This window comes from Shewanella sp. SM29 (assembly GCF_025654245.1).
In the GTDB taxonomy this organism is placed as follows: Bacteria; Pseudomonadota; Gammaproteobacteria; order Enterobacterales; family Shewanellaceae; genus Shewanella; species Shewanella oncorhynchi.
The window spans coordinates 138,212-163,730 of the sequence record NZ_JAKKRN010000005.1; the positions used below are offsets into that span (position 1 = coordinate 138,212).

The following is a 25,519-nucleotide window of genomic DNA, read 5'->3' on the forward strand; positions in this document are numbered from 1 at the left end:
TAGGGTTTCCGCATTTGATTTTAAAGTCATATAGCTGTGCTCTGCATGCCATAGGCCATCCTAATGGTTAACAAATTAGGTCTTTGTATGAATTTACGAGTCAATGAAATAGTAGATGCCGAAGAGTTTCAACCAATTAAAACATTAATTAAACGTTTTAAGTCAAAACGACAGGTGCTAACTCAGGAGGTTATTTATGTCTATTGCCCTAAGGATAGGGAGTTAGAGATAGGTGAGATTATTGATGATTACTCATTCGATATGATCGTTAATGACTACAGCATTACAGATCTAAGTTGCAAAGTAATTTGCCACTTTGAAAGTGCGCGTTTGACAAAAGAGCAAAGACAATTTTTAGTTAAAGCAACTGAGCTTGGCGCTTGGGTTGAACCACTGGTCAGTTATTTAGACGAAAGACTTGGTTATACAGAAGTTCGCTTACTCCATAGTGGTTATTTTTTGCACCAGAAAGCCTTTTCTATTCTATCGACTAAACGTACTCAATTAGCTAAACGTGTAATAGACTTATTTGCAGCCTTTTTGCTCTGCTCTATCGCTATACCTATTGGCTTGATAACTGCCCTAGCAATTAAATTAGAAAGTCCTGGGCCTGTGTTTTATAAGCAACGACGTACTGGACAATATAATGATGAATTTGAAGTGATAAAATTCCGTTCTATGCGCAGTGATGCTGAAAAAGCCGGAGCACAATGGGCAACACAAAATGATGTTCGAGTAACTAAAGTGGGTAACTTTATCCGCAAGACTCGAATCGATGAGTTACCGCAAATTATTAATATTCTAAAAGGCGAAATGTCAATAGTCGGCCCTAGACCCGAGCGTGAAGTCTTTATCGCCGAGTTAGAAAAAGAAATTCCTTATTATCGTTTTCGCCATGCGGTTAAACCGGGAGTTACAGGATTAGCACAAGTCAGTTATCCCTATGGCGCCTCAATTGAGGATGCTGTTTGGAAACATAAATACGATATTTATTATATTAAGCATCATAGCACCTTGTTAGATATTAAAATTTTGCTGAAGACTGTTAAAGTTGTTTTGTTTGGTATGGGGCGCTAAATGGAGTATCAACCACTTGTTTCGATTATTATGCCAAGCTATAACTCCGCTAACACAATCGTTGAAAGTATAGAATCAGTACTTTCTCAAACATATCAAAATTGGGAGTTACTAATTACTGATGATGTATCAGTGGATGCTACTAAAGAGATAGTAAGTGGATACTGCGTCAAAGATGAAAGAATAAAACTATTTCAACTGGAAGAAAATTCTGGAGCAGGTGCTTCGCGTAATAACAGTATTAGGCATTCGACAGGCGATTATATTGCATTTTTAGATTCTGATGATCTATGGTTGTCGAATAAGTTGTCGATTCAGATAACGTTTATGGAGAAAAATAACGTTTTACTCTCATACAGTGCTTATCAAAAGTTTAGTTCAAATGGTGATGGTGGAATAATTACGCCTCCAAATATGACAACTTATGAGCAGCTTTTAACTGGTAATGTAATTGGATGCTTGACAGCGATATATAATGCAAAAGTACTTGGTAAACGTTATATGCCTTTAATTAGAAAACGGCAGGATATGGGATTGTGGCTTAGTATTTTGAAAGATATTGATACAGCTTATGGCATGTCAAATGTTTTAGCGAAATATCGTATTGATACAGGAATGACTCAGAATAAGATGAGTATTTTAAAATGGCAATGGTCTTTTTATCGAGATGTTGTAGGTTTGAATATATTAAAAACGATAAAATGTTTTGGAATATATGCTTATAAAGGTTTTTTGAAAAATCGGATATAGAAAGAGAAGTTAAATGAAAATTTTAGTCACAGGCGGAGCAGGTTTTATTGGCTCTGCAGTAGTTCGCCATATTATTGGCAACACCCAAGATTATGTGATTAACGTAGATAAACTGACGTATGCAGGCAATCTTGAGTCACTTGTAAGCGTAGACAAAAATGAAAGATACGCGTTCGAGCAAGTTGATATTTGTGACAGAGCAGAACTAGATAGAGTATTTGCACAGTATCAACCTGATGCTGTTATGCATTTAGCGGCAGAGTCTCATGTCGACCGTTCAATTACAGGTCCATCAGATTTTATTCAAACCAACATCGTTGGTACTTATACTCTGCTTGAAGCTACACGTGCTTATTGGAGTAGTTTATCTGACCAAGCAAAAAATGCCTTTCGCTTCCATCATATTTCCACTGATGAGGTTTATGGCGATTTACCGCATCCTGATGATATTGAAGATAGTACGGAGCCTTCAGCGAATAAAGAGTTACCATTATTCATTGAAACAACACCTTATGCTCCTAGCAGTCCGTATTCAGCTTCTAAAGCATCAAGTGATCACTTAGTTCGTGCATGGTTACGTACCTATGGCTTACCTACCATAGTGACTAATTGCTCCAACAACTATGGTCCTTATCACTTCCCTGAAAAGCTGATCCCGCTAGTGATCCTTAATGCACTCGAAGGCAAGCCATTACCTATTTATGGCAAAGGTGATCAGATCCGTGATTGGCTATATGTAGAAGACCATGCTCGTGCACTCTATAAAGTTGTTACAAGTGGCAAAGTCGGTGAAACCTATAATATTGGCGGTCATAACGAAAAGCAGAATTTTGAAGTGGTACAGGCCATCTGCAGTATTTTAGATGTTCTAATGCCTAAAGATACTCCTTACGCTGAGCAAATAACTTATGTCACAGACAGACCCGGCCATGACCGCCGCTATGCCATAGATGCCACGAAAATGAGTAATGAGCTTAACTGGCAACCAGAAGAGACCTTCGAAACAGGCCTTCGTAAAACCATTGAATGGTATTTAGCGAATCAAGAGTGGTGTCAGCATGTCCAAGATGGTAGCTATCAGCGAGAGCGTTTAGGCATTTAATCTCTTTTATTATTTTGTTTTATGTCCTAGTTTTTCTTTAAATCTAGGATCTCTTTATCTAGGAACTGATTTTACTATGAAAGGAATTATTCTCGCTGGCGGTTCTGGTACTCGTTTGTACCCGATTACTAAAGGGGTTTCGAAACAGCTATTACCTGTCTACGATAAACCCATGATTTATTATCCCATTTCTGTACTAATGCTGGCAGGGATACAGGATATTTTAATTATCACAACGCCTGAGGACCAATCTTCATTTCAACGTCTACTTGGTGATGGCAGTGATTTTGGCATAAATCTGCAATATGCCGTGCAGCAAAGCCCTGATGGTTTAGCACAAGCATTTATTATTGGTGAAGAGTTTATTGGCAGCGATAGTGTGTGTTTAGCCCTTGGGGATAATATTTTTTGGGGGCAAGGTTTTTCACCCATACTTAAAAAAGCTGCTGCAAGATCAACGGGAGCAACAGTATTTGGTTATCAAGTGAAAGATCCTGAGCGTTTTGGTGTGGTTGAATTTGATCAAAATCAAAAGGCCATTAGTATTGAAGAAAAACCCATAAAACCCAAATCTAATTTTGCAGTCACAGGCTTATATTTTTACGATAATCGAGTTGTGAATATTGCAAGGAATGTTAAGCCTTCATCGCGCGGCGAATTAGAAATTACTAGTATTAATCAAGCTTATCTGGATATGGGTGAATTAAACGTAGAGCTCTTAGGACGTGGTTTTGCTTGGTTAGATACAGGTACTTATGAAAGTCTATTAGAGGCCGCTTCATTTGTTGAAACTATTGAAAAGAGGCAAGGTTATAAAATTGCTTGTTTGGAAGAGATAGCTTGGCGGGTTGGCTGGCTAACAGACAAAAATATAACTGAAACTGCTATTCAGATGTCTAAAAATAGTTATGGAACGTACCTTAAATCCTTAATTAGATAGGTAAAAAATGAAAATTGTTACTAAGAAAAAGTTAGTAATTTTTGGATGTTCTTCATTTACGAATAGCATAATCTCCCTTTGCAATAAAATTGATGAAATAGAGGTTGTAGCCATATGTGTTGATGAGGAATATCTTTCTAGTTTGCCAAAGACATTTTGCGAGCTAAAAGTTGTTGGTTTCAACGATGCCATACAAATGTATCCAGATGCATCTTACGTGTTGGCTATTGGTTACAAATGCATGCGAAAAAGAGAGGCTGCATATGAAAAGTTGCGAGCATGCAATAGAGAAGTCGCAACAATAATTTCTCCAAATGCAAGCGTGTCTAGTGATATTATTGGACATGGAACTATTGTATTTGATGGTGTTGTTATTGAGCAGGGCGCTATTATTCATGATAATGTGACAATATGGTCTAATGTAACTATATGTCATGATGTCGAAGTGGATAGTCATTGTTTCATTGCTGCCAATGCTACTTTGGGTGGATTTGCAAAAATTGGTAGGCTTACTTTTATAGGTTTTAGTGCTACGTTGGTTGATTCTATTACCGTTGGTAGTGAATGTTTAGTGGGGGCAAGTAGTTTGATTAATTCAAATATTGTAGACTTCTCAAAATGCTATGGTGTACCTGCAAGGCTTATTGATAGTATAGATCCCCAACTTGGAGTCTACGTAGCATGAAAAAAATTGCAATTATTGGTTCTGGTGAGTTCCAACTCCCATTGATTAGATTAGCCAAAATGCAGGGCATTGAAACTCATGTTTTTTCTTGGGGAGGCAACGAGTTAATTGGTGATTATTTTTATAAAATAAGTATTACTGAAAAAAAAACTATATTAGATAAATGCAAAATAATTGGGATTGATGGTATTTGTTCGATAGGCTCAGATCTAGCTAATATAACTGTTAACTATATTGCTGATCATCTCGGGTTAGTAGGTAACAGTTTAGAATGTACCGAGTACACAACAAATAAATATAGAATGCGTCAGCGCCTTGTAAAGAATAAAATACCTGTTCCTCATTTTACTTTTTTGAATAATATCCAGAGTGTGAGCATACCTGTTTATCCTGTCATAGTGAAGCCTGTAGATCGTTCTGGCAGTAGAGGGATCTCGTTAGTTGATTCAGTAAACGATCTTAGTACAGCTATAAAGCTAGCTTTCGAAGAATCCTTTTCAAAGGAAATTCTGATTGAAGAGTTTGTCACAGGAAGAGAATTCAGTGTTGAATCCATTAGCTTCAATGGGGTTCACGAAATACTTCAAATTACGGAGAAATTCACAACGGGCTCTCCTGATTTTATAGAAAGAGGACATACTTGCCCTGCTAGAATTACTGCTGGAGAGCGAAGTTTAATAAATGACTTGGTTTATAGAACGCTTGTTGCTGTAAATATGTCTAATGGTGCTGCGCATACTGAATTGAAAATTAATGAAAATGGTGATGCATATATCATTGAAATTGGCTCTCGAATGGGAGGAGATTATATAGGTTCTGATTTGGTTTTACACAGCACTGGGTTTGATTTTACTAAAGCAGTTTTGGCAATCTCTATGGGAGAATTTTTTAATTTAAATGATTATTATTTAGAAAAGTTAAACTCTAGGGTTTCAATTGTGAAGTTTATTTTTAATGAAAATGATTTGAATAGGTCGCGTAGATTATTTGATGATAATTTTATTAATGTAGTTCATTCTAATTTAATGAGTAGTTCTTTTGACAGTGAAATAAAAATTGCATCTAGTGCAGATAGGCTTGGTCATATACTAATTACTGCAAATTTAAATAGGCAAAATGAAATATTACAAGCATTAGGATTTTAATAAATGATTCCATTTAATAAACCCTACCTACATGGTAAGGAATTAGTTTATATTGCCCAAACTGTAGCATCAGGAAAAATCTCTGGTGACGGTTTATTTACCAAAAAATGTCATGAGTTTTTTGAACAACGCTATGGTTTTAAAAAAGTGCTAATGACAACTTCATGCACTGATGCATTGGAAATGGCCGCGCTTCTGCTTGATATTCAACCAGGTGATGAGGTAATTGCACCTTCTTATACTTTTGTTTCCACTGTTAATGCTTTCGCTTTACGTGGTGCTAAGATTATTTTTGCCGATTGTTACAAAGATAACCCCAATATTGATCCAGAGCAAATCGCGCAACTCATTACCAAAAATACCAAAGCAATCGTAGTGGTGCATTATGCAGGCCTTGCATGTGATATGGATGCCATCATGGCGATTGCCAAGCAACATAACATCCCTGTGGTAGAAGATGCAGCCCAAGCTATTGATAGCTATTACAAGGGTAAACCGCTTGGTAGTATCGGCACGTTTGGGACTTTCTCCTTTCATGAAACTAAAAATATTATTGCAGGTGAAGGTGGTTTACTAGTTATCAATGATGAGCAATATATTCATCGTGCTGAAATTATCCGTGAAAAAGGTACTAATCGATCTTCATTTTTTCGCGGTGAAGTTGCTAAATATGGTTGGGTAGATATTGGCTCATCCTTTTTACCGTCAGATATTATTGCTGCTTATCTTTATGCTCAGCTTGAGAATATTGATACCATTCAAGCTAGACGCAAAGCTATTTGGCAACGTTATTATGAAATATTGAATGTTGAACTAGCCAACAAAGATATCCAGTTACCCAAATTAGCAGAATATTCCACTAATAATGCTCATATGTTTTATCTGGTATGTAAAAACCTGGAACAACGTACCGCTTTGATTCAACATCTGAAAGAGAACGGTGTACATGCGGTGTTTCACTATCTATCACTACACACAAGTGAATATTATCAATCAAAGTACATTGGATATGCTTTACCTAATTCGGATTTTTTCACAGATACATTAGTCAGATTGCCACTGTATTATGAATTAACCGATGAGCAAGTAGATTATATTTGTAAAATAATAAGTGAATTCTCAAACAGTAATGAATAAAAAAATCTTACACATAGCCAGTTTGGATAAGTTTATCCCTGACTTTATTGGTATTGTACGACAGTACTTCTCAGAACAACCGCATACAATATTAACATTTGGGGATATTGAAAAATACCCTTACACGCAAAACAATAATACATTTCACTTTGTAACTTTTAAAAAGTTTAATGTATTATATAAACTCGTATTAGCCTTACACTCTCATGATAAAATTATATTGCATGGGTTATTTATGCAACAACTCATAATATTATTATGTTTAATGCCTTGGTTACATAAAAAATGTGTATGGACTATTTGGGGCGGCGATCTTTATTGCCATAAGCTAGCTGTTAAAAATAACCGTTTTCGGATATTCGAGTTTTTTCGAAGAATGTTAATTAGTCGATTGGGCGGTTTTATCACTTATGTAGATGGTGATTATCAGAATGCTCAGCAGTGGTATGGCGCCAAGGGGGTGTTGTACGAGGCTATAACCTACAAAAGTAATGTTTACAGTGGTGAGGAATTGCTTTCTTCAGATAATATCATTTCTAAGATAAATGAACACGGCAAAATTAATTTGTTAGTAGGGAACTCTGCTGATCCTAGCAATAATCATCAGCATGTCTTTGAAGAACTCGTTAAACTAGAACTTGATAATATCGATAGAATCTATTGTCCATTATCCTATGGCAACTCAGAGTACGCTGAAAAGATTAAGCTTTTAGGTGATTCGATGTTCGGTAACAAATTCTATCCATTAATGAAGTTTATGCCATTAACAGATTATAACAAAATATTAGATACAGTAGTTATTGCCTTTTTTGCACATAATCGCCAGCAGGCAATGGGTAATATTATTAATTTAGTGGGACGTGGTAAAACTGTTTTTATGCGTTCGGATACTAGCTCTTTTGCATTATTTACTAAATTGGGGATTAAGGTATTTGCGCTAGATGATTTAAGTCTTACTCCCCAGTCTGTTGAGGTTGCTATCGGTAATAATAAATTAGTGCGTGAATATTTTAGTGAGACAAATCTGGTACAACAACTTAAAAAAGTTTTTTCATGATACTTTATTACAGAAAGAAAAGTACAAAGAGTTGTATTCATTATGACACCTAAAAAAATACTCCAGTTTGCCATAGGGCCTGTTGGTGCCGCATTGTTGGGGATTATTTCGTTACCTATTATTGCTTGGGTATTTAGCCAAGAAGATGTTGGCAAAATGGCTTTGCTACAGGTATTATTAAGCTTTGCGACCTTATTTTTTACCCTTGGACTTGATCAGGGCTATGTTCGTGAATTCCATGATTCAGCGAATAAGCCACTGTTATTGAAAACTGCTGTATTGCCTGGTTTGATATTGTTGTTGATTAGTCTAACAATATGTTTATTATTAGGATCATTTTTAGCTGAATTAGTTTTCTCGATAAAATCAAATTATATCAGTTGGTTACTCTGCATTGCCTTGCTATGTAGTTTTCTGTCGCGCTTTTTATCGCTTGTGTTACGGATGAATGAGCGCGGTTTTGCTTTTTCAATGAGTCAATTATTACCTAAAGCATTTGTTCTCATTATCATACTCATCTACTTGCTATTTGATACTACTAAATCTTTTAGTAATTTATTGTTAGCTAATACTTTAGCGATAGTATTAGCCTGTTTCATTTTTGCTTGGAATACTCGTGCCGAATGGCGTTTAAGTTTATCTGAAACTATTAATTTACGACAGTTACTGCAAATGCTGAAATTTGGTTTACCGCTGATAATTGGAGGCGTTGCATTTTGGGGGTTAACTTCAGTCGATAGGATTCTGTTAAGCCGTTGGAGTACGTTTAGTGAGCTAGGTGTATATTCTATATCAGTAAGCTTCGCGGCAGCGGCGACTATTTTTCAATCAGTATTTTCTACAGTGTGGGCACCGACTGTATATAAATGGGCTACTAATGATGAAGGCTACGATAAAGTCATTATGGTAAGCCGTTATGTGTTGCTACTAGTTGTTTTGCTATTTTGCTTTGCTGGTTTATTTTCTTGGATTGTGCCTTTTATTTTGCCAAGTGAATATAAGGCAGTGCAATGGATCTTAGTCGCTTGTCTAGCTTATCCACTTCTTTATACACTCTCTGAAACCACTGTTGTTGGAATAGGTGTTGCTCGAAAATCAATTTATTCGATGCTAGCTTGTATTCTTGCTTTAATGGTGAATCTTATTTGTAACTTTTTTTTGATCCCTCGGTTTGGTGCTGCAGGGGCAGCTAGCAGCACTGCATTCGCGTTTTGGGTATTTCTTATTCTTAGAACTGAGTTTGCTATCAGAGTTTGGAAACCTTTACCGAGAGTTGCATTATACAGTTTTACTTTTTTAGCCGTAGTAGGTGCAGTAATTGGTGCGCTTAAAAAAGACCTTCTTGGTTGTTTAATGTATCTGTATTGGGGAGGGCTATTCTGCTATTGTAGTTATTTTTTTAGACGTGAGTTTATGGTAATTGCTCAAAAAAGTAAAAGTTTGATTAATGCTAATAAGCATTCATTGTAATGAGGGATATAATGTATTGTGGGAAAGGTCAAAAAAATTTAATAGTTTTCTTCACAAGTCTTGTGTTGTTAATTATCTTTGACTACGGAACTAATGTTTTGAATTTTTCGATTAAATTCAACTTATAATAAGTGAAAGAGCGTTAACCTATTGGAGTTGTTAGTTAATGGTATGTTGTTGATAAATGTTGCGGGATAGATTTATTTATAAGGCTATAATTTCATGTGTATTGCTGGGGTTTTAGGTGGATTTTTTATTATAGGTGATTTTCTAAATGTTAAATTCTATGAAAATTATATTGTGAAATTTACATTTTGAGTGGAAATAATGTTTTTTAATTCAATTAATTCTAGATTTTTTTATTTTAAATTTTTCATGATATCTTCAGTGTTAATGCCTTTATTTCCATCTTTGCTTAACAGAAGTCAAATGCATATAAATATTTATATGGCTGCCTTATCTGTTCTTTCATTGTTTTTGTTCCGATTTAATTTTAGGAATCTTAATTTTTTTAAGATTCTTGTTTTTTATTTTTCTCTACAAGTTTTGTTGATTCTGAGCTATTTGTTTGGGATTGAAACTCCAGCAGGCTTGAGTGATGTAATGAGTCTTGTCAGACCATTTTTACTTTTTTTATTGACTAGCGCTTTTTACGTCCTATCTGTTAATGAACCTGGAGGATTTTATATAAGAGCATCAAAAATATTTTCATTTTTGGTTGTCTTGTCTTTCGTTGTTGGTGTCATTGAAATAGTACGACCTCCTTTTTTAATTGACCTTGTCTTTTTTATTTTTAAAATATCGGATAAGGTTGATATAATGAATTCTTCAGTAGGATTTTTTGCATTGCCTTACTATAATTCATTTTTTTACATTTCGTCATTGATTATTATTTTATTTGTCTCCCTCCATACTAAGTTTACCTTTTATAGTATTGTTAGTTTATTTTGTGGTGTATTAGGTGTGGTTTTTACACAGTCTAAAACAGGTGTTTTAGCTCTTTTAGTTATTTTGTTTTTTTCGTTATATCTTAAATTCAATAAATTTTATAGAAATTTATTTTTTATTTTTTTTACATTATCATTTTTAATTTTACTGCAATTTTTAGGCGATATACTGATATATTTGAATAATAATTATTCGGGGAATTTAATCAGGACATCTTTTAATATTTATCATAATCAGCAGGATACTAATACTCTAGGTGTCAGGATTTTGCAGATATTTGATAGCTTAGGTTTGATTTTGGGAAATAATATCTTTTGGGGGCTGGGCTTGGGAAAGGAAGTGTTGCTCGAGTCTTGGTTATCAACTTCGTTATATAGATATGGAATTTTTGGGACTTTATTACTTTTTACTTTACCATTTTGCATAATATTAAAGCATTTTTTAAAAGTGAACTATAAGGTTAATAAATTAAATGGTGCAAAAAAAGATTTTTTGATCTATATTTTTCCTGTTTGGTTAATCAGCTGTTTTATTACTCAGTTAAGCGCTTTAATGGTTGAAGTCTCAAAAGGTGCATTAATTGGGAGTTTGATGATTGGGCTGGGGATGGCGTATTCATCATATTATTTTAGTTCTACTAATAGGGTTTGTTATGAAAAAAGTATTATTTGCTAATACTTCCTTTTTACCTGCTATTGGCGGTGTTGAAAATTCAATCCGAAGTTTAATTAAAGTTTTTTCTGAAGCTGGTTGGGAATGCCATCTAATCACTAAAGAATTGGACTCTAAGTATACGAAGAGTAACGTAAAAATAAGTTATTATAATAATAATAACGTGATATCCAATAGAGGTGTTTTTCGGGTTTTGTTGCGAGTTTTTGATTTATATAAGTTCGATCTGGTTATTGTTAGGCATCATTTGTTAGCATTTCTGATCGCATTTTTTTATAAAGACTATATTTATGTGATTCCTGGTATTTATGAGTTTCAAAACATACAAGAAAATAAAGGTATTATTTCAAGATTAAAATTTTGGATTCATGTATGGATCCAACGTCACGTTATCAAAAAATGTAAGAATAATGTTGTTTTTAGTTCGGAAATGCATGATCAAGTTAGAAGTTTTAATAAAATATGCCCTTTACTAAAGTTTAAACCTGGTGCAGATGAACAGCGTTTTTATAGATTAGCTGATACAAAGCGACAAATGATTAGGCAGGAATGTGGCTATAATGATTCTGATATTGTTATCTTTGGTATTGGTAGACTTGTTGATGTTAAAAACTTTAAATTGGTTATAGAGTCGCTTGTGCATCTACCTAATCATTTTAAAATTTTACTCGCTGGTGAAGGACCCGATAAAGTTTTGTTAGAGGCACATGCTTCAGCATTAGGTTTATCTGAACGAATTAATTTTTATGGTAAAGCAAATCAACCTGAACAACTATACGGTTCTGTCAATATTTTTTGTCTTCCTTCAACTTATGAGCCGTTCGGGCAAGTTCTATTAGAGGCGGCTTTTTCGTCTCTTCCCATTATCGCCATTGACTCAGATCTTTCAGGTATCAATACTGCAACAAAAGAGGTGTTTAGTGGGTATAATGATCTTGTTTTTTTCGCTGATAATGACCCTCGTTCTTATGCTTTGCAAATAATTGAAGCCTCTAAAAAATTACCAGATGCTGATATTGTTGATAAATTCAAATCTGAGTATTCTTGGGCAACTCTGAGAGATAATTTAATTTTACTTGGCAATAGATAATATGATTTTAGAGATGCTTTATGCCACTTGTGGTGAACGTATTTTTGAACTGTTAGACAATATTCCGAAACCTAATCCTCGATTGAAAATTTTAATTGTTCATCAAATTAACTCTCAAAATGAGAGTGTTGAACATTTTTTTAGTGAAAGAGATGATGTTCGATATTTTGCAATGTTTGAAAAGGGCGTTACTAAAAGTAGAAATTTTGCCTTAATACATGCAATTGGTGACATTGTTTTATTTTGCGATGATGATGTTGTATATGCAAATTTTGTTGAAAAGTTAATTGGAATCTATGAAAGCGACTCATCAGTTAGCGGTGTAACTTTAAGTTATACAACACCTACATTTGGTAGATTGCCAAAGTTTGGTAATGAGTCATTTATTCATACTTTGAGAACTATATTAAGTATTGGAACGATTGAAGTGTCAGTTCGGCTTTCTAGCATAAGATCTTCTGCTGCTACTTTCCCTGAAAACCTTGGCGCAGGTTCAAAATTTTATTGTTGTGATGAACCTGTTTTTTTAAGTAGATTGATTAAGAATGGCAGTAAGATAATTTATTCTCCATTAGATGTTGGTATGCATCCAGATATCTCTAGTGGCCTTGGGTTAAATAGTTATCCTGCTCTTTTTTCAAGGTTGATTGCATTTAGATATATTTATGGTTACATCTCGGGAACTTTTTTGTTTCATGCCTTTTGCTTCAAAAACTTTTATAAATTATCGCCTAAACTATTAGTGCACTCTTTATTTTCAATTTTTATATTTAATCCTAAATAATGTGTTGGGTAAGTTTTATTATATTTTGTACTATATAAAATATTTATTCGATTTATTTTATGGTTTGCTTGCTATTTAACGATTTTAATATTGTGTTAAGTATTTGGATTGGCTTTAGCTCGTTCCAACACTGATGTGGATTATTTTTAATTCAATATTTATTTGAACTTTGCTGCCATTGTGTAGCTTTTTATTACAAAGTATGGGAAAAGTGAGATGATTATTGCCATTGCTGGTACAGGATATGTTGGCCTATCTAATGCTATGTTGTTAGCGGTACGCAATGAAGTTATTGCTGTAGATATTGTTCAAGAAAAAATTTTATTACTTAACAATAAGATTTCCCCAATTGTTGATGCTGAAATAAGTAATTTTTTAGCCAACAAACCGCTAAATTTTACTGCTACTTTGGATAAAACCTTAGCTTACCAAAACGCTGAATTTGTCATTATTGCTACGCCTACTGATTATGATCCAAAAACCAATTATTTTAATACATCTTCTGTTGAAGCCGTTATTCAAGATGTATTGGCGATAAATCCCAATGCGGTAATGGTTATTAAATCTACTGTGCCGGTGGGTTTTACTGCCAAGGTTAAAGAAAAATATAATTGTGATAATATTTTATTCTCACCAGAATTTTTGCGCGAAGGCAAGGCACTCTATGACAACTTGCATCCATCACGGATTATTGTGGGGGAGCGTAGCGAACGTGCAGAAGTCTTTGCAAATTTATTAGTGCAAGGAGCGATAAAAAAAGATATTCAGGTATTATTTACCGATTCGACTGAAGCTGAAGCGGTAAAATTATTCTCAAATACCTACCTTGCTATGCGAGTTGCCTATTTTAATGAACTTGATACTTATGCAGAGACTCATGGCTTAAATTCGAAGCAAATTATTGAGGGAGTGTGTTTGGATCCGCGTATCGGCGACCATTACAATAACCCTTCGTTTGGTTATGGTGGCTATTGTTTACCTAAAGATACAAAACAATTACGTGCTAATTATGCCGATGTACCTAACAGCATTATTGGTGCGATTGTGGATTCTAATACGACGCGTAAAGACTTTATCGCTGAGTCCATTTTAAGTCGCGATCCTAAAGTAGTGGGTATTTATCGTCTAATCATGAAGTCGGGTTCTGATAATTTCCGTGCTTCGAGTATTCAAGGGATTATGAAGCGCTTAAAGGCTAAGGGCATAGAAGTCATTGTTTATGAGCCTGTATTAAAAGAGGCTGAATTTTACCACTCCCGAGTGGTGACAGATCTAGCTGAATTTAAAGTTAAGGCTGATGTTATTGTGTCGAATCGCATGGCTAAAGAGCTCGCGGATGTTGTTGGAAAAGTTTACACCCGTGATTTATTCGGTAGCGATTAATTTTGTTGAGTTAAGTGCTGAATTTGGGATGTAAAAATGAAATATTTAGTGACAGGTGCAGCAGGTTTTATTGGAGCGAAGGTTTGTGAAAGGTTGTTGGCTTGTGGTCATACTGTTACTGGTGTTGATAACTTAAATGACTATTATGATGTTTCTCTAAAACTAGCTCGGTTAGCACTTATCGTCAGTGATACTTCATTTACATTCATTAAGTTGGATATAGCGGACCGTGACCTTGTTTCGCGTTTATTTATTAATGGGCGTTTTGACCGGGTTATACATTTAGCGGCGCAGGCTGGTGTTCGTTATTCAATTGATAATCCAATGGCCTATGCAGATAGTAACTTAGTGGGGCATCTTAATATTTTAGAAGGGTGCCGGCATACAAAAGTACAGCATTTGATTTATGCTTCATCCAGCTCTGTTTACGGCCTAAATGAAAAAACGCCATTTTCAACCTCTGATTCTGTTGATCATCCTGTATCCTTATATGCGGCGACCAAAAAGTCTAATGAGCTGATGGCACATAGTTATTCGCACTTATACAATATGCCTACCACTGGCTTGCGATTTTTTACTGTGTATGGCCCTTGGGGGCGACCTGATATGGCGCCCTTTATTTTCACTAAGAAAATACTAGAAGGTCAACCAATTGATATTAATAATAACGGTGATATGTGGCGTGATTTTACCCATGTTGACGATATTGTTGAAGGGGTTGTGCGTATCGCAGATGTGATACCTAGGCGTAATGAACTTTGGAAGGTTGAAACCGGCACACCCGCTGGCAGCTCTGCCCCTTATAAAGTGTATAATATCGGCCATGGAAGCCCGATTAATTTGATGGATTTTATCCAAGAGATTGAACGGGCATTAGGTAGGGAAGCTATTAAAAATTTTAGGGAAATGCAGGCCGGTGATGTTTATAAAACCTATGCCGATACGGCGGACCTGTTCACTGCAACTGGCTATAAGGCTAAAGTTAGTGTTCGAGAAGGCGTTCAGAGCGTCGTAGATTGGTATCGTACTTACTACAAAGTGAGTTAACTTTGCTAGAGCTAATATAGATGTACACGCTTTTATGATGGCCGAATTTTTTAGATTCGGCTTTTTGTTTTTCTAACCTTCTACTTTTGGGTTAGCGATAAGCGAATACTCATTACCGGTGGAGTCTGCTTTATCGGTTCTGCCTTGGTCCGTATGCTGATTTAAACAAACGACGTTACAGACAGACCTGAGCATGATGTGCGTTATGCCATTGATGCGAGCAAGATCCAGCGAGAACTTGGTTGGCAACCATTAGAGTCCTTCGATTCTGGGCTCAGAAAAACTGTCGAGTGGATAGTGGCTCGGTATTTTAACGCGCCAATTGAGTAATATTGGAGCTTAACCTGCAAATACTGTTATAGAGGACTGGCAGTAGCAGTAATAGACACTTTAAGTAGTCTACTTGGTCTTGTTGTTTTTAACCTTATACCATCCCCTTGTTGGAAAACGAGAATATCATAGGGCATGATCTTGATAACCTGGCCATTGTGCTCCCATGTCACGGTATCTAAGCAGCAGAGTATTTGGATGAAAGGGACGTAAGCTTCAGTTTTTTGCAGTTCATTTGGGGGGCAGTTTGAGGTTGTAATCTGTTCTTCGATAAATGTGTCATCAAAGCTAAGCCTTTGCGTATGCGCTTTAAATGCGCCGCGTTTGGTCATGACATTGAAATCAATAACATCACTGCTTAATAATTGACTTGTTATTGAGGTTTCACCAGTAAAGCAGAATGGGCTATCTGTGGGTGTGAGTCGCTTATATTCAGTTGTATTTGTATTTCCTGATATCTTTTCTCCAGCTCCAAGGCCATTTATCTGTTTTGTCCCTTCATGACTATTGATGCTGAGTTCAACACCATCGCCTTCCAGAATGACCAGTTGCCTGTCTATGCCAATAAATGATGAAAAAGGTCCGTTGCTGCTAATACTTGCAATGCTGATCCGATAATCAAATTCAGTAAGTTCGGCATTGATGGGGGAAATGAGTAGCTGTTTTGTGCTTCCACCACCATTTTTCCATGGCGTTGATGGGCAATCTTGATAGCGGATCAGTTGTATGCTGTTATTCAAAATAACCTCTTTACTGGTTAAGAAGGTTTGTTTCGCCTTTTTAGCTTCACAACTTCTAGAACGTCGCTTTGCGGTTGCAGAACATTTCTGCGTGACTTATTGATAACGGTACGGAGGCTTTGCTCTTACGGTAAGTGCAAAGCCTCCGTTATTTATAATCTAGTACCGCAGTTTAGTGCTAGTTGCCAGCTCTGCTTTTATAGACCTTTCTTTTTCAGCACATAATTTGCAGCAAGTTCGCCGGTGATCCGTTTGCCTTCAGTGTCTAACATGATCAACTGATTTTCACCGACCAAATATTGTGTACCATCTTCTAGGGTGATTTTCTGGCCCAGTTCGTCCCATATCACTTTACCCATCAGTTTTAAAATCTTTTCATCTTTACCTAAATAAACGGTTTCTTGAACAAAGCTATTATCAGCTTGCAAAGTGATTAGGGTTTGCATTCCTTCACAACTGGCGCAAGGCAATACGCCTTCATAACTACCTGCCCAATCGAGCGAGTTCTGGCTGGTATCACCTACTGGAACGGATTTTGCCGCTTCTGTTTGAGCTTGGGCTGTATTGACTGCCGTTTCTTCTTTTGGTGCTTCTGAGCAAGCCGTGGTGAATAAAGCCAGTAGTGCGATGTAACATAGTGATTTTTTCATAGTAGCTCCAATAGAAATTTTGGGAATTATGCATCAAGTGCACTCATCATACCCGCCAAGGCTAGGATAGGCTAACTTTTGCTATTTCTATTTTTATAACAATAACTTAAGTTGTTTTTGTGTGGGTTTTAAGTGGCCAGTATGTTAGTTGTTAGTCCTAAGCGGTAATCAACGGGACGATAATTTATCCTTTGAAACTAGTCACTTTCAAGATTGAATCTATACTAAAACGTAACTATTCATCGTAAACGGTGGTTTTGTGGCGTTATTTAAGAAAAGTGCTGATGTTATCGAAGATACATCCCATAAGCCTAAACAAGGCATTTGGAAGGTGGCCATTATTGATGATGAACCTGGGATCCATGATGTAACTCGATTTGCGCTAAAAAATCTGACCTTAGATAATCGAGTCTTGCAGTTCTACTCCTGTTACAGCGCTGCTGAAGGTTTAACATTATTTCAAACTGAATCAGATATCGCCTTGGCCTTTATTGATGTCGTCATGGAAACCGATCATGCAGGCTTAGAGTTAGTCCAAAAAATTCGCACTGAATTAAATAACCACAGTACCCGCATCATTTTACGTACGGGTCAGCCAGGGCAAGCACCTGAAGAGCAAGTTATTCGGGATTTTGACATTAATGATTATAAAGCTAAAACAGAGCTCACCGCGGCTCGGCTTAAGTCTTGTGTGTACACCTCATTGCGCTCCTATCGCGATATAAAAATTATCGAGCAAAGCCAAAAGGGGATGGAGAAAGTGATTGCTGCTTCCACCTCTGTACTTAAGAGCCATACATTGCATAACTTTGGTAGTGCAGTGCTCGAACAGACCTTGCAGCTGCTCAATCTTGAAAGCTCGGCTCTTTATCTCACGAGTTATCATCAAGACCTTTACCTCGATACTCAAATGAATCTGCTGGCCGCCACGGGAGATATGATCAGTTACTTTGAAGGTGGCAGCGTTGAGACTCTGCCAGGGGATGTGCGTGAACATATTATTGAAGCGATAGCGCTAAAAACCTCGCTGATCCGTGACAATATTTATGTTGGATTTTATGAGCTTAGTGGACATGTCACCAGTATTTTATATTTACAACACAACACTAAGTTAACGGATTTTCAAGTCAGCATTCTTGAGCTATTTGCGGCAAATGTGAGCTTAACCTTTGAGAACTTGTCGGGCCGCGAAAATGTGCAGCAGACACAAAGGGAGCTCATTTTAATCATTGGAGATGCCATTGAGCAGCGCAGTAAGGAGACTGGAGCCCATGTGCGCCGAGTAGCGCGCATGACAGAAATGCTCGCGATTGCTATTGGTATGAAGGCAGACTTTATCGAAACCATTCGTTATGCGGCGCCTCTTCATGATGTAGGCAAAATTGGTATCCCTGAGAGTATTTTACATAAGCCCGGTAAACTCGACGCCGAGGAATGGGCGATTATGCAAACCCACGCGGAGAAGGGTTATAACCTGTTGGTAGGCTCAAATCGTATCATTGCCAAAATGGGCGCTAGAATTGCTTATACTCACCATGAACGTTGGGATGGGCAAGGTTATCCCCGTGGGCTATCGCAGGAAGACATTCCTATTGAAGGCCGCCTGATGGCGATTGTTGATGTGATTGATGCTTTGCTTTCCAAGCGAAGTTACAAAGAGGCTTGGTCTGTTGAGGCGGTGCGCGAGTACATCTTAGCGCAATCGGGTAAACAGTTTGATCCCATGTTATGTGAAGCCAGCCTTGATTTGTTAGATGTGTTTGCCTCCCTACATATTCATATTCCGGACGAGCCGCTATGACCCGAATGCTTGATCGAATTTTATTTGATGTCAGTAAGTCTCAGGTTATTGATGAGGGTGATCTCATTCAAGCATCACAACTTATCGTGAGCTCAATTTGTAAGGGATTACTGATCTCTCGGGCGGGTATTTGGTTGTTGAGTCCGGATAATCAGAGTATCACTTGTTATTATTCACTCTACAATCAACAGCCGCAAGAAGCGTTAGTGCTCACTCGCGCGCAGTTTCCTTATTACTTTAGCCTGCTCGACAATGAGCGCACAATTGTCGCCAATAAGGCGCAAACGGATCCCGCCACTAAAGAATTTGTCGAAACCTATCTGAAACCGAATCAGATCAGCTCTTTGTTGGATAGTCCTATTCGTCACCACGGAAAAATGGTGGGGATTATTTGTTCTGAACATCAGGGCGAGGCGAGGGAATGGACTCGGGATGAGAAGGCTTTTGCCTCGGCACTGGCCGACCTTTTTGGTCGAGCCATGAGTGCTAAAGAGATCATTGAATATCAACAACAGCTCAAGCTCATTAATACCGATCTTGAGCATCAAGTTGAGCTGCGCACCGCAGAGCTTGAAACGGCATTATCGACTTTAAAATCAACCCAAAAGCACTTAATTGAAAATGAAAAAATGGCGGCCTTAGGCAGCTTAGTCGCCGGTGTTGCCCATGAAGTGAACACCCCCCTTGGCATAGCTGTCACATCAGTGACCCATTGTTTGGATGAGTTATCCCTATTGAAAGGACTCTTTGAGAAAAACGAGCTCGATGAGGATAAATTTGTCAGCTTTATCAATACAATGCAGGATGGTTTATGCTTAATTGAGCGTAATCTTTCCCGTGCTGCAGAACTGGTGCATAACTTCAAGCGTACTGCTGCAGACCAATCGATACTGGAACGCGAGCGCTTTAATCTGAAGAATTACATTTTTCAAATATTTAGTTCATTAAAACCCTTGATGCGTAAGAAAAATATTACTTTAAAGGTCGAACTTGACGATAATATTTTTATTGATTCTTACCCCGGTGCGATCGCACAAATTTTCACTAACTTAGTCGCGAACAGTTTTCGCCATGCTTTTCCCGATGATTTTGTCGGTGATAAGCAAATTGTGATAGTAGTTGAAAAAATGGCTTCGCAGATCAAGATGATTTATGAAGATAATGGCGTAGGCATGTCCGATGAAGTGAAAGCCAAAGCATTTGAGCCTTTTTTCACCACCGCAAGGCAGAGTGGCGGAACAGGTTTGGGGATGTCGATTATTTATAATCTGATCACACAAAAACTGAATGGTAATGTGTCACTCTTCTCAGCGCCTAATCAGGGGTTACGTATTGAGATGCTGATCCCTGAAAGTAGTAAGGGTTGAGATGGGTTAGCGTCTTCTTATATGTTTATTAAGTAAAAGACGAATTGAAATCTTACTGAGCCAAAATGGTATTTAGCTTTTGCGGTTTACTATTCTGTTGCGTTGTTTTTCCTGCATTAACCGCCAACAGTCCTGTTATCTGTTCTTCCTGCTCGCGACATTTTGTATGCTACAATCTTGGCACTTCAACATGGCTTATCAATCCTAAATATTTCAATGAGAAAAGGCATTTTACTGGCGGGCGGTACTGGCTCGCGTCTTTATCCTATGACGCAGGTTGTCTGTAAGCAATTACTGCCCATTTATGATAAACCAATGATTTATTACCCTTTGGCCACTCTGATGCAAGCTGAGATTCGGGATATATTGATCCTTTTTATACCCTACTATTTCGCTGTTTCGTGCATGACTCTATAAGCAGGTATTGGATGAAATATAGCGAAACAGAATTAGCCGAAGTATTGGTGTTTGAACCTCAAGTATTTGGTGATGAGCGTGGTTTTTTTAAGGAAACGTTCAGGCAATCCTATTTTGATGCTTGTTTCACTGCAAGAGGACTTGAGCCTCCCGTATTTGTGCAGGAAAACCAGAGTCGTTCGCAACACAATGTTCTGCGAGGCTTGCATTTTCAACGGCGAAAACCGCAGGGTAAATTGGTGCGGGTCTGTGCAGGGAGCATTTTTGATGTTGCCGTCGATATTCGGGCTGACTCGGCCACCTATGGAAAATGGGTTGGGCGAGTGCTATCGGCAGAGAATCATCTGCAAATGTGGATCCCACCGGGCTTTGCGCACGGTTTTTATGTTCTTAGTGATTATGCTGATGTTATTTATCAATGTACCCAATATTATGATCCTGAAGATGAAAGCGTTTTAGCTTGGAACTGTGCTGAGTTTGCCATTGATTGGCCATTAATTGCCGCACCGATTTTATCCACCAGAGATAGCATCGCCAGTACACCCTCATAAAGCCAATCACTGCTTGTATTAAAAGGAATGACAATGAGTTTATTATTTTCGCCTTTAACCTTAGGTCAACTCGAGTTAGCTAACCGCATTATCATCGCGCCTATGTGTCAGTATTCGGCAGAAAACGGCCAAGCAACCGATTGGCATACGATTCATTTAGGGAGCATGGCGTTATCGGGTGCGGGAATGCTCATTTTAGAGGCTACCGCTGTTCTGCCCAATGGCCGAATTTCCTATGCAGATTTAGGCCTATGGGATGACAAAACGGAGGCTGCTTTAGATAAAACCCTCAAATCTATTCGCAAGTATTCAAGTATGCCAATGGCGATACAACTCGCCCATGCGGGGCGTAAAGCATCAACTCGAAAACCTTGGGAAGGTGGCGGCACTATTGCACCCGATGAACATAATGGTTGGCAGACGATAGCGCCTTCCGCGCAGGCTTTTAACGAAGGTACAGCATTACCGAGTGCGATGACATTGGATGAAATTGATGAGCTTATATTGGCATTTGTCAGTTCGGCGCAACGTGCCGAACGATTAGGGCTTGATGCGATTGAACTTCATGCTGCTCACGGTTATTTACTTCATCAATTTTTATCCCCACTATCGAATCAACGCATTGACCAATATGGTGGCAGTTTAGAAAATCGTTTGAGTTTATTGTTGGCCGTGTTCGATGCAATTAAAGCAGTGATATCGCCTAAGATGGCACTCGGTGTGCGGATTTCGGCAACCGATTGGGTTGATGGCGGTTGGGATTTAACCCAAAGCCTAGTATTGGCAAAAGCATTAGAGGCCCGAGGCTGTGATTTTATCCATGTGAGTACAGGTGGATTAAGTCCGCTACAACAAATCCCTGTTGCAGAACACTTTCAAGTGCCTTTTGCCGAAGCCATTAAAGCTGAGGTAAACACACCTGTGATTGCAGTGGGATTAATTACGGATGCCAATAAAGCGGAAACGATTCTGGAACAAGGACAGGCTGATGCTATTGCACTTGCTCGCACTATGCTCTATGACCCACATTGGCCTTGGCATGCGGCAGCAATATTAGGTGCAACTGTGAAAGCGCCGCCACAGTACTTACGTTCATCGCCACATGGGATTAAATCGCCAATAAAGTAGTGAGCTAATTTGGCAGTGCAGATTTTACTATTGTAAGTTAGTCCTAATGGCAGAAAACAAAACGGGCAAGAATTATCTTGCCCGTTTTGAGGTTTTACTGCGTACTAATTATTTAATGGGGTCAACACTGGGTCTGGTATACCAAGGCGCACGTGCATCAGTTACATCGAACAAGTTGTACTTACGGCCAAGCATTTGACCGCCGTCGCGGGTCAACGGCATCCATGATAGGAAAGCACGACTATGGGTAGACTTAACCGTCATTAGATCGAATGGGATTGAAATATAGAATCCCTTGGTAAAGCTTCCCTCACCGTATTCATCTGCCGATAGATTAGTTTTAGTCGCAAATGCGCCGACGATAACACCACTATCAAACTGTTTAGAGAAATCAACAGTCACGCCTTTATCTTCGGTGAGATATTGTCCTGCACTGACTCTGAGTAAGGTATTAGGAAACCACTCAGGTTGATAATAAGCCGTTGCATGTCCAGTCACTACGCCAGTCTGAACTCGATAAGCACGATTGGTGAGAGGGTCAAATTGATTTTCATCCTTAAAGAACCCAAACATGCTATCGGGATCTCGCTGCTTAGCATAGTTAACATCGAACCCAAAGGCCCATTGACTATTAAGTGGGCGATATAGGAACTCAGTACCAACACCGCCATACATCATCTCTAAATAGCCACCATAGGCTTGATAGGAAATATTATCGCTAAGATTGTCCATCCAAGTGAGTTGCAGGTTATTAACTCTCACTGGGTTATCGTGAACATATTGGCGGATTAAGGTTCTTACGCGTTTTAAGTCGGTGCCGTCTGGTGGCACGTCATATAAAAATTTATCGTAGTTATCGTATAAATTAAGGTAGAGAGAACCGCCAAATTCGAAGTTATCGGTAAATCGATAGTTGGCACTACCTGTAACGCCGATATTAAACATGTAGAAGCCTTCCGAACCACCGAAGGATTGCACCATAGTTGGTGAAATATCAAAGCCAAGCTTGTCTAACCAATTTTTGTCTGAGTGTGTGACTAGTTGGCCTTGAGGTAATGAAGGGACACTGACTTGACTTGCGTCTGTAATCTTCGCATTCAGATAGCCAAAACTTGCTACTTGCGCAAATTTTTCCGCATTAATACGAGTTTCGGTAATTGGCTGGCTATAGTGAGTTTCAATCAAGCGATACTCTTTGATTCGAGTTAGATCGCTATTGTTGGCGAGTATGGTTGCCGCCCTTTGATGGGCTTCATTTCTATCTCGAAACTTAGTTTGCTCACCAACGACAGTGATGCTGTCAGAGTCAAGGTAAATTTTAGGATTGTTATAGCCCGCAATGGATTGTAGATCCTGTGCTACTTTCGACCAGTTAATTGCTGTTTCTAACATGCCCTCTTGTGGCTGTATTAAATGAACGTCAGCGATTTCTGTTGTGTTATCTAAGGTGGCGCTGGCTATTGCAGGCGTTTGTTCTGAAGAATTAACACTATCTAATGGCGTATTGGTTGTTTGCACATGTGTTAACGGTGCCGCAGGAATTGGCTTATATTTCGCTGCAGCAGGATCGCGTTTAATCTGTGTTAACTCATTAAAATTCGTTTGTAGGCTAAAACCAAGCGTCCAAGTGTTTCCGCGCTCATAGCTTAAGTGCAGATCTCCCCAGTCTCCGAACCGATATAATAGGCCATAGTTAAATTTGCTGTCCTGTGGCATAGCAATACCGCCGCGAACAACTGGAAAATCAGATTGGTAGTCGTTACCATCGTATTCGACTTTGACGCGTAGTGGGTCCCAAGGCGTTTGATATTCGACACCGCCGAAGAGGGCCGCACAACCTTTAAACCAACGTTGATAATCAACTGTGCCACCTTTACCACCATAGGACGTATCTCGATCGCAGTTATAGTTGAGATCTTTTTTATCCGATGTCAGGTTGCCGCTATTACCGATATATCCCCAGCCAATACCTAAGGTGAAATCCAGCGGCCCAACTCGTTTAGTGGCTGCAATAAACTCACCATCGAATAATCCGGTGCCACCAAAGTCGCGGACACCAATCGAGGTTTCTGGTAGCCAGTTGCTTTCTTCAAGTAGACGGACTTTAAAGTCTATGCCCTTATCCGTGTATTTTGTATTTCCACTAAAATTGGGGTCACTACTATAGAGTAAGTCTTGTACTTGGGTGTAACGAACTGTGGTTTCAAACCAAGGGAAAAGTTGTACAGAGGCCGTAAAGTGTTGGTATTCGTCGTTATAGCTAGTGGCAAAATTAAACTCGCCTTCAGGTGCCATACGCCCCGTTGGCATCTGCATTAAACCAACACCGCCAAAATCTGATTGCGAGGCTAAGAGTGTGGGATAGCTAAATTCATCGGCAGTCGCATGTAATAGTGGCAAAAGTGCCAAAGATAGTGCGGATAGACGACCTAAAGAATGGAGAGAGTTTTTCATTACAGAGCCCGATTCCTGAGTAATTCAATCATGTTTTCATTCAAACTCGTGTCGTCACCAAAGCCGCTTGAAAACTCAACGTAAAGTGTTGCCCCAGGTGCAATATCCTGAGTCTGATGGTTCCAATAGGCGATAGGTTGTTTTATTGCCTGTCCATCGGGTTGAATTATCCATATAAAACTAGTTTCAGCATTATCGAGTATGCCTGCTTGCTTGAGGTAATCTTTGCTACTTAGTTGATTCTGCCATGTAAAACTCCCCGTTTGAGCCACTGCACCAAGTACAGTGACGGTTGTTGGACGAGGCGGTAAAACTAATAGAAAACGACCATTAATCAGCGCATTATACGAATCATTAATTCGAATAACATCAACATCCAGTGGTTGTATTACACGTTGTCCAAGTTTTAAGTTGCGAATGAATTGTGCAAGTTTAGCTAGCTTGGCGATGTAAGCACTGTCGTCTTTAGCTTCGCCCATTTTGGATAGCAGGGTTAAGACTTGCTGGCGTTTAGTCTCTAATACGGCGGTATTCTCAATATCGAGTAATGCTGCACCTAACCAATAAATAGGCACGACTTCATTTTGATTGGTCTTATTATATTTTGGAAGTTGGACTAATCCATCTTGCACTATTTGCTCAATACGCACTGCTGCAGGATAGTTCAGTTGAACCTGAGCATCTTGATTTATTGATGTGCTGATGAATAGCTGAGTTTCAGCCTGAACAGTTGTCGTTAATACCGAACTAAGTACAAGTGCCAATGGCGCTATGTAATATCTCATAATGGTTCC

Annotated in this window: 22 protein-coding genes and 2 pseudogenes; 20 read left to right on the forward strand and 4 right to left on the reverse strand. The window is 38.4% G+C overall.

What is annotated here, in order from left to right; all coding sequences use genetic code 11:
- Positions 1 to 87 precede the first annotated feature (87 nt).
- The 15 genes and pseudogenes from L5L77_RS05280 to L5L77_RS05350 all read left to right on the forward strand — a co-directional run.
- Positions 88 to 1,077, forward strand: coding sequence for a sugar transferase (locus tag L5L77_RS05280; protein ID WP_263222216.1), 990 nt, complete (start codon positions 88 to 90; stop codon positions 1,075 to 1,077).
- Complete coding sequence (locus tag L5L77_RS05285; RefSeq protein ID WP_263222217.1) at positions 1,078 to 1,827, forward strand: glycosyltransferase family 2 protein; 750 nt, start codon at positions 1,078 to 1,080, stop codon at positions 1,825 to 1,827. It abuts the gene before it with no gap.
- 13 nt (positions 1,828 to 1,840) lie between these two features.
- On the forward strand, positions 1,841 to 2,929 hold the full coding sequence (rfbB, locus tag L5L77_RS05290) for a dTDP-glucose 4,6-dehydratase (protein WP_263222219.1): 1,089 nt from the start codon (positions 1,841 to 1,843) through the stop codon (positions 2,927 to 2,929).
- Between the two features lie 76 nt (positions 2,930 to 3,005).
- The gene (rfbA, locus tag L5L77_RS05295) at positions 3,006 to 3,869 is read left to right on the forward strand and encodes a glucose-1-phosphate thymidylyltransferase RfbA (RefSeq protein ID WP_263222221.1); all 864 of its coding nucleotides are present in this window, start codon (positions 3,006 to 3,008) and stop codon (positions 3,867 to 3,869) included.
- 7 nt (positions 3,870 to 3,876) lie between these two features.
- On the forward strand, positions 3,877 to 4,554 hold the full coding sequence (locus L5L77_RS05300) for a hypothetical protein (RefSeq protein WP_263222224.1): 678 nt from the start codon (positions 3,877 to 3,879) through the stop codon (positions 4,552 to 4,554).
- A complete protein-coding gene (locus tag L5L77_RS05305; RefSeq protein WP_263222225.1) occupies positions 4,551 to 5,699 on the forward strand; it encodes an acetyl-CoA carboxylase biotin carboxylase subunit family protein in 1,149 nt (382 codons plus the stop codon). The genes L5L77_RS05300 and L5L77_RS05305 overlap by 4 nt, the downstream gene beginning before the upstream one ends.
- Before the next feature lie 3 nt (positions 5,700 to 5,702).
- Positions 5,703 to 6,836 carry a dTDP-4-amino-4,6-dideoxygalactose transaminase gene (rffA, locus tag L5L77_RS05310; protein ID WP_263222227.1) on the forward strand — a complete coding sequence of 378 codons (1,134 nt, stop codon included), beginning with the start codon at positions 5,703 to 5,705 and terminating at the stop codon, positions 6,834 to 6,836.
- Complete coding sequence (locus L5L77_RS05315; RefSeq protein ID WP_263222228.1) at positions 6,829 to 7,893, forward strand: TDP-N-acetylfucosamine:lipid II N-acetylfucosaminyltransferase; 1,065 nt, start codon at positions 6,829 to 6,831, stop codon at positions 7,891 to 7,893. The genes rffA and L5L77_RS05315 overlap by 8 nt, the downstream gene beginning before the upstream one ends.
- Before the next feature lie 42 nt (positions 7,894 to 7,935).
- Positions 7,936 to 9,363: a lipopolysaccharide biosynthesis protein gene (locus L5L77_RS05320; RefSeq protein WP_263222230.1), complete on the forward strand. Its 1,428-nt coding sequence runs from the start codon at positions 7,936 to 7,938 to the stop codon at positions 9,361 to 9,363.
- A gap of 429 nt (positions 9,364 to 9,792) precedes the next feature.
- Positions 9,793 to 10,986 (forward strand): hypothetical protein, encoded by a 1,194-nt coding sequence (locus L5L77_RS05325; protein WP_263222232.1) that lies wholly within the window; start codon positions 9,793 to 9,795, stop codon positions 10,984 to 10,986.
- Positions 10,964 to 12,073: a glycosyltransferase family 4 protein gene (locus L5L77_RS05330; RefSeq protein WP_263222234.1), complete on the forward strand. Its 1,110-nt coding sequence runs from the start codon at positions 10,964 to 10,966 to the stop codon at positions 12,071 to 12,073. Before L5L77_RS05325 ends, L5L77_RS05330 begins: the two co-directional genes overlap by 23 nt.
- 1 nt (position 12,074) lies before the next feature.
- Entirely contained in the window at positions 12,075 to 12,857 is a 783-nt protein-coding gene (locus L5L77_RS05335) for a glycosyltransferase family A protein (protein ID WP_263222236.1), read from the forward strand.
- A gap of 216 nt (positions 12,858 to 13,073) precedes the next feature.
- Positions 13,074 to 14,240: a nucleotide sugar dehydrogenase gene (locus tag L5L77_RS05340; RefSeq protein ID WP_263222237.1), complete on the forward strand. Its 1,167-nt coding sequence runs from the start codon at positions 13,074 to 13,076 to the stop codon at positions 14,238 to 14,240.
- 36 nt (positions 14,241 to 14,276) lie between these two features.
- Entirely contained in the window at positions 14,277 to 15,287 is a 1,011-nt protein-coding gene (locus tag L5L77_RS05345; protein ID WP_263222239.1) for an NAD-dependent epimerase, read from the forward strand.
- 174 nt (positions 15,288 to 15,461) lie between these two features.
- A pseudogene (locus tag L5L77_RS05350) lies at positions 15,462 to 15,617 on the forward strand (GDP-mannose 4,6-dehydratase); the annotation flags it as partial.
- 26 nt (positions 15,618 to 15,643) lie between these two features.
- On the opposite strand, the gene L5L77_RS05355 reads toward L5L77_RS05350, so the two are convergent.
- Both L5L77_RS05355 and L5L77_RS05360 read right to left on the reverse strand, forming a co-directional pair.
- Entirely contained in the window at positions 15,644 to 16,357 is a 714-nt protein-coding gene (locus L5L77_RS05355) for a HutD family protein (RefSeq protein WP_263222241.1), read from the reverse strand.
- Positions 16,358 to 16,554: 197 nt separating this feature from the next.
- Positions 16,555 to 17,007 (reverse strand): copper resistance protein NlpE, encoded by a 453-nt coding sequence (locus tag L5L77_RS05360; protein ID WP_263222244.1) that lies wholly within the window; start codon positions 17,005 to 17,007, stop codon positions 16,555 to 16,557.
- A gap of 259 nt (positions 17,008 to 17,266) precedes the next feature.
- Between L5L77_RS05360 and L5L77_RS05365 the strand changes: the two genes are divergently transcribed.
- The 5 genes and pseudogenes from L5L77_RS05365 to L5L77_RS05385 all read left to right on the forward strand — a co-directional run bounded on the left by L5L77_RS05365 (position 17,267) and on the right by L5L77_RS05385 (position 22,271).
- A complete protein-coding gene (locus L5L77_RS05365) occupies positions 17,267 to 18,808 on the forward strand; it encodes a DUF3369 domain-containing protein (RefSeq protein ID WP_105251973.1) in 1,542 nt (513 codons plus the stop codon).
- Positions 18,805 to 20,175, forward strand: a complete 1,371-nt coding sequence (locus L5L77_RS05370) for a GAF domain-containing sensor histidine kinase (RefSeq protein ID WP_263222245.1) — start codon at positions 18,805 to 18,807, stop codon at positions 20,173 to 20,175. Before L5L77_RS05365 ends, L5L77_RS05370 begins: the two co-directional genes overlap by 4 nt.
- Before the next feature lie 216 nt (positions 20,176 to 20,391).
- Positions 20,392 to 20,559 (forward strand): annotated as a pseudogene (locus L5L77_RS05375) (sugar phosphate nucleotidyltransferase); the annotation flags it as partial.
- A 44-nt stretch (positions 20,560 to 20,603) separates the two neighbouring features.
- On the forward strand, positions 20,604 to 21,143 hold the full coding sequence (gene rfbC, locus L5L77_RS05380; protein ID WP_263222247.1) for a dTDP-4-dehydrorhamnose 3,5-epimerase: 540 nt from the start codon (positions 20,604 to 20,606) through the stop codon (positions 21,141 to 21,143).
- Between the two features lie 33 nt (positions 21,144 to 21,176).
- Positions 21,177 to 22,271, forward strand: coding sequence for an NADH:flavin oxidoreductase/NADH oxidase (locus tag L5L77_RS05385; RefSeq protein ID WP_105252024.1), 1,095 nt, complete (start codon positions 21,177 to 21,179; stop codon positions 22,269 to 22,271).
- Positions 22,272 to 22,379: 108 nt separating this feature from the next.
- Here L5L77_RS05385 and L5L77_RS05390 read toward each other — a convergent pair whose 3' ends face one another.
- Together L5L77_RS05390 and L5L77_RS05395 are read right to left on the reverse strand one after the other, a co-directional pair.
- Positions 22,380 to 24,725, reverse strand: a complete 2,346-nt coding sequence (locus L5L77_RS05390) for a YjbH domain-containing protein (protein WP_263222250.1) — start codon at positions 24,723 to 24,725, stop codon at positions 22,380 to 22,382.
- Complete coding sequence (locus L5L77_RS05395) at positions 24,725 to 25,510, reverse strand: capsule biosynthesis GfcC family protein (protein ID WP_263166600.1); 786 nt, start codon at positions 25,508 to 25,510, stop codon at positions 24,725 to 24,727. The genes L5L77_RS05390 and L5L77_RS05395 overlap by 1 nt, the downstream gene beginning before the upstream one ends.
- Positions 25,511 to 25,519 lie beyond the last annotated feature (9 nt).

What these genes read in the sequence shown, in the direction of transcription:
- L5L77_RS05280 (WP_263222216.1), top strand. Translation starts at nt 88, where the DNA reads ATGAATTTACGAGTCAATGAAATAGTAGATGCCGAAGAGTTTCAACCA.
- L5L77_RS05285 (WP_263222217.1), top strand. Translation starts at nt 1,078, where the DNA reads ATGGAGTATCAACCACTTGTTTCGATTATTATGCCAAGCTATAACTCC.
- rfbB (WP_263222219.1), top strand. Translation starts at nt 1,841, where the DNA reads ATGAAAATTTTAGTCACAGGCGGAGCAGGTTTTATTGGCTCTGCAGTA.
- rfbA (WP_263222221.1), top strand. Translation starts at nt 3,006, where the DNA reads ATGAAAGGAATTATTCTCGCTGGCGGTTCTGGTACTCGTTTGTACCCG.
- L5L77_RS05300 (WP_263222224.1), top strand. Translation starts at nt 3,877, where the DNA reads ATGAAAATTGTTACTAAGAAAAAGTTAGTAATTTTTGGATGTTCTTCA.
- L5L77_RS05305 (WP_263222225.1), top strand. Translation starts at nt 4,551, where the DNA reads ATGAAAAAAATTGCAATTATTGGTTCTGGTGAGTTCCAACTCCCATTG.
- rffA (WP_263222227.1), top strand. Translation starts at nt 5,703, where the DNA reads ATGATTCCATTTAATAAACCCTACCTACATGGTAAGGAATTAGTTTAT.
- L5L77_RS05315 (WP_263222228.1), top strand. Translation starts at nt 6,829, where the DNA reads ATGAATAAAAAAATCTTACACATAGCCAGTTTGGATAAGTTTATCCCT.
- L5L77_RS05320 (WP_263222230.1), top strand. Translation starts at nt 7,936, where the DNA reads ATGACACCTAAAAAAATACTCCAGTTTGCCATAGGGCCTGTTGGTGCC.
- L5L77_RS05325 (WP_263222232.1), top strand. Translation starts at nt 9,793, where the DNA reads ATGCATATAAATATTTATATGGCTGCCTTATCTGTTCTTTCATTGTTT.
- L5L77_RS05330 (WP_263222234.1), top strand. Translation starts at nt 10,964, where the DNA reads ATGAAAAAAGTATTATTTGCTAATACTTCCTTTTTACCTGCTATTGGC.
- L5L77_RS05335 (WP_263222236.1), top strand. Translation starts at nt 12,075, where the DNA reads ATGATTTTAGAGATGCTTTATGCCACTTGTGGTGAACGTATTTTTGAA.
- L5L77_RS05340 (WP_263222237.1), top strand. Translation starts at nt 13,074, where the DNA reads ATGATTATTGCCATTGCTGGTACAGGATATGTTGGCCTATCTAATGCT.
- L5L77_RS05345 (WP_263222239.1), top strand. Translation starts at nt 14,277, where the DNA reads ATGAAATATTTAGTGACAGGTGCAGCAGGTTTTATTGGAGCGAAGGTT.
- L5L77_RS05360 (WP_263222244.1), bottom strand. Translation starts at nt 17,007, where the DNA reads ATGAAAAAATCACTATGTTACATCGCACTACTGGCTTTATTCACCACG.
- L5L77_RS05370 (WP_263222245.1), top strand. Translation starts at nt 18,805, where the DNA reads ATGACCCGAATGCTTGATCGAATTTTATTTGATGTCAGTAAGTCTCAG.
- rfbC (WP_263222247.1), top strand. Translation starts at nt 20,604, where the DNA reads ATGAAATATAGCGAAACAGAATTAGCCGAAGTATTGGTGTTTGAACCT.
- L5L77_RS05385 (WP_105252024.1), top strand. Translation starts at nt 21,177, where the DNA reads ATGAGTTTATTATTTTCGCCTTTAACCTTAGGTCAACTCGAGTTAGCT.
- L5L77_RS05390 (WP_263222250.1), bottom strand. Translation starts at nt 24,725, where the DNA reads ATGAAAAACTCTCTCCATTCTTTAGGTCGTCTATCCGCACTATCTTTG.
- L5L77_RS05395 (WP_263166600.1), bottom strand. Translation starts at nt 25,510, where the DNA reads ATGAGATATTACATAGCGCCATTGGCACTTGTACTTAGTTCGGTATTA.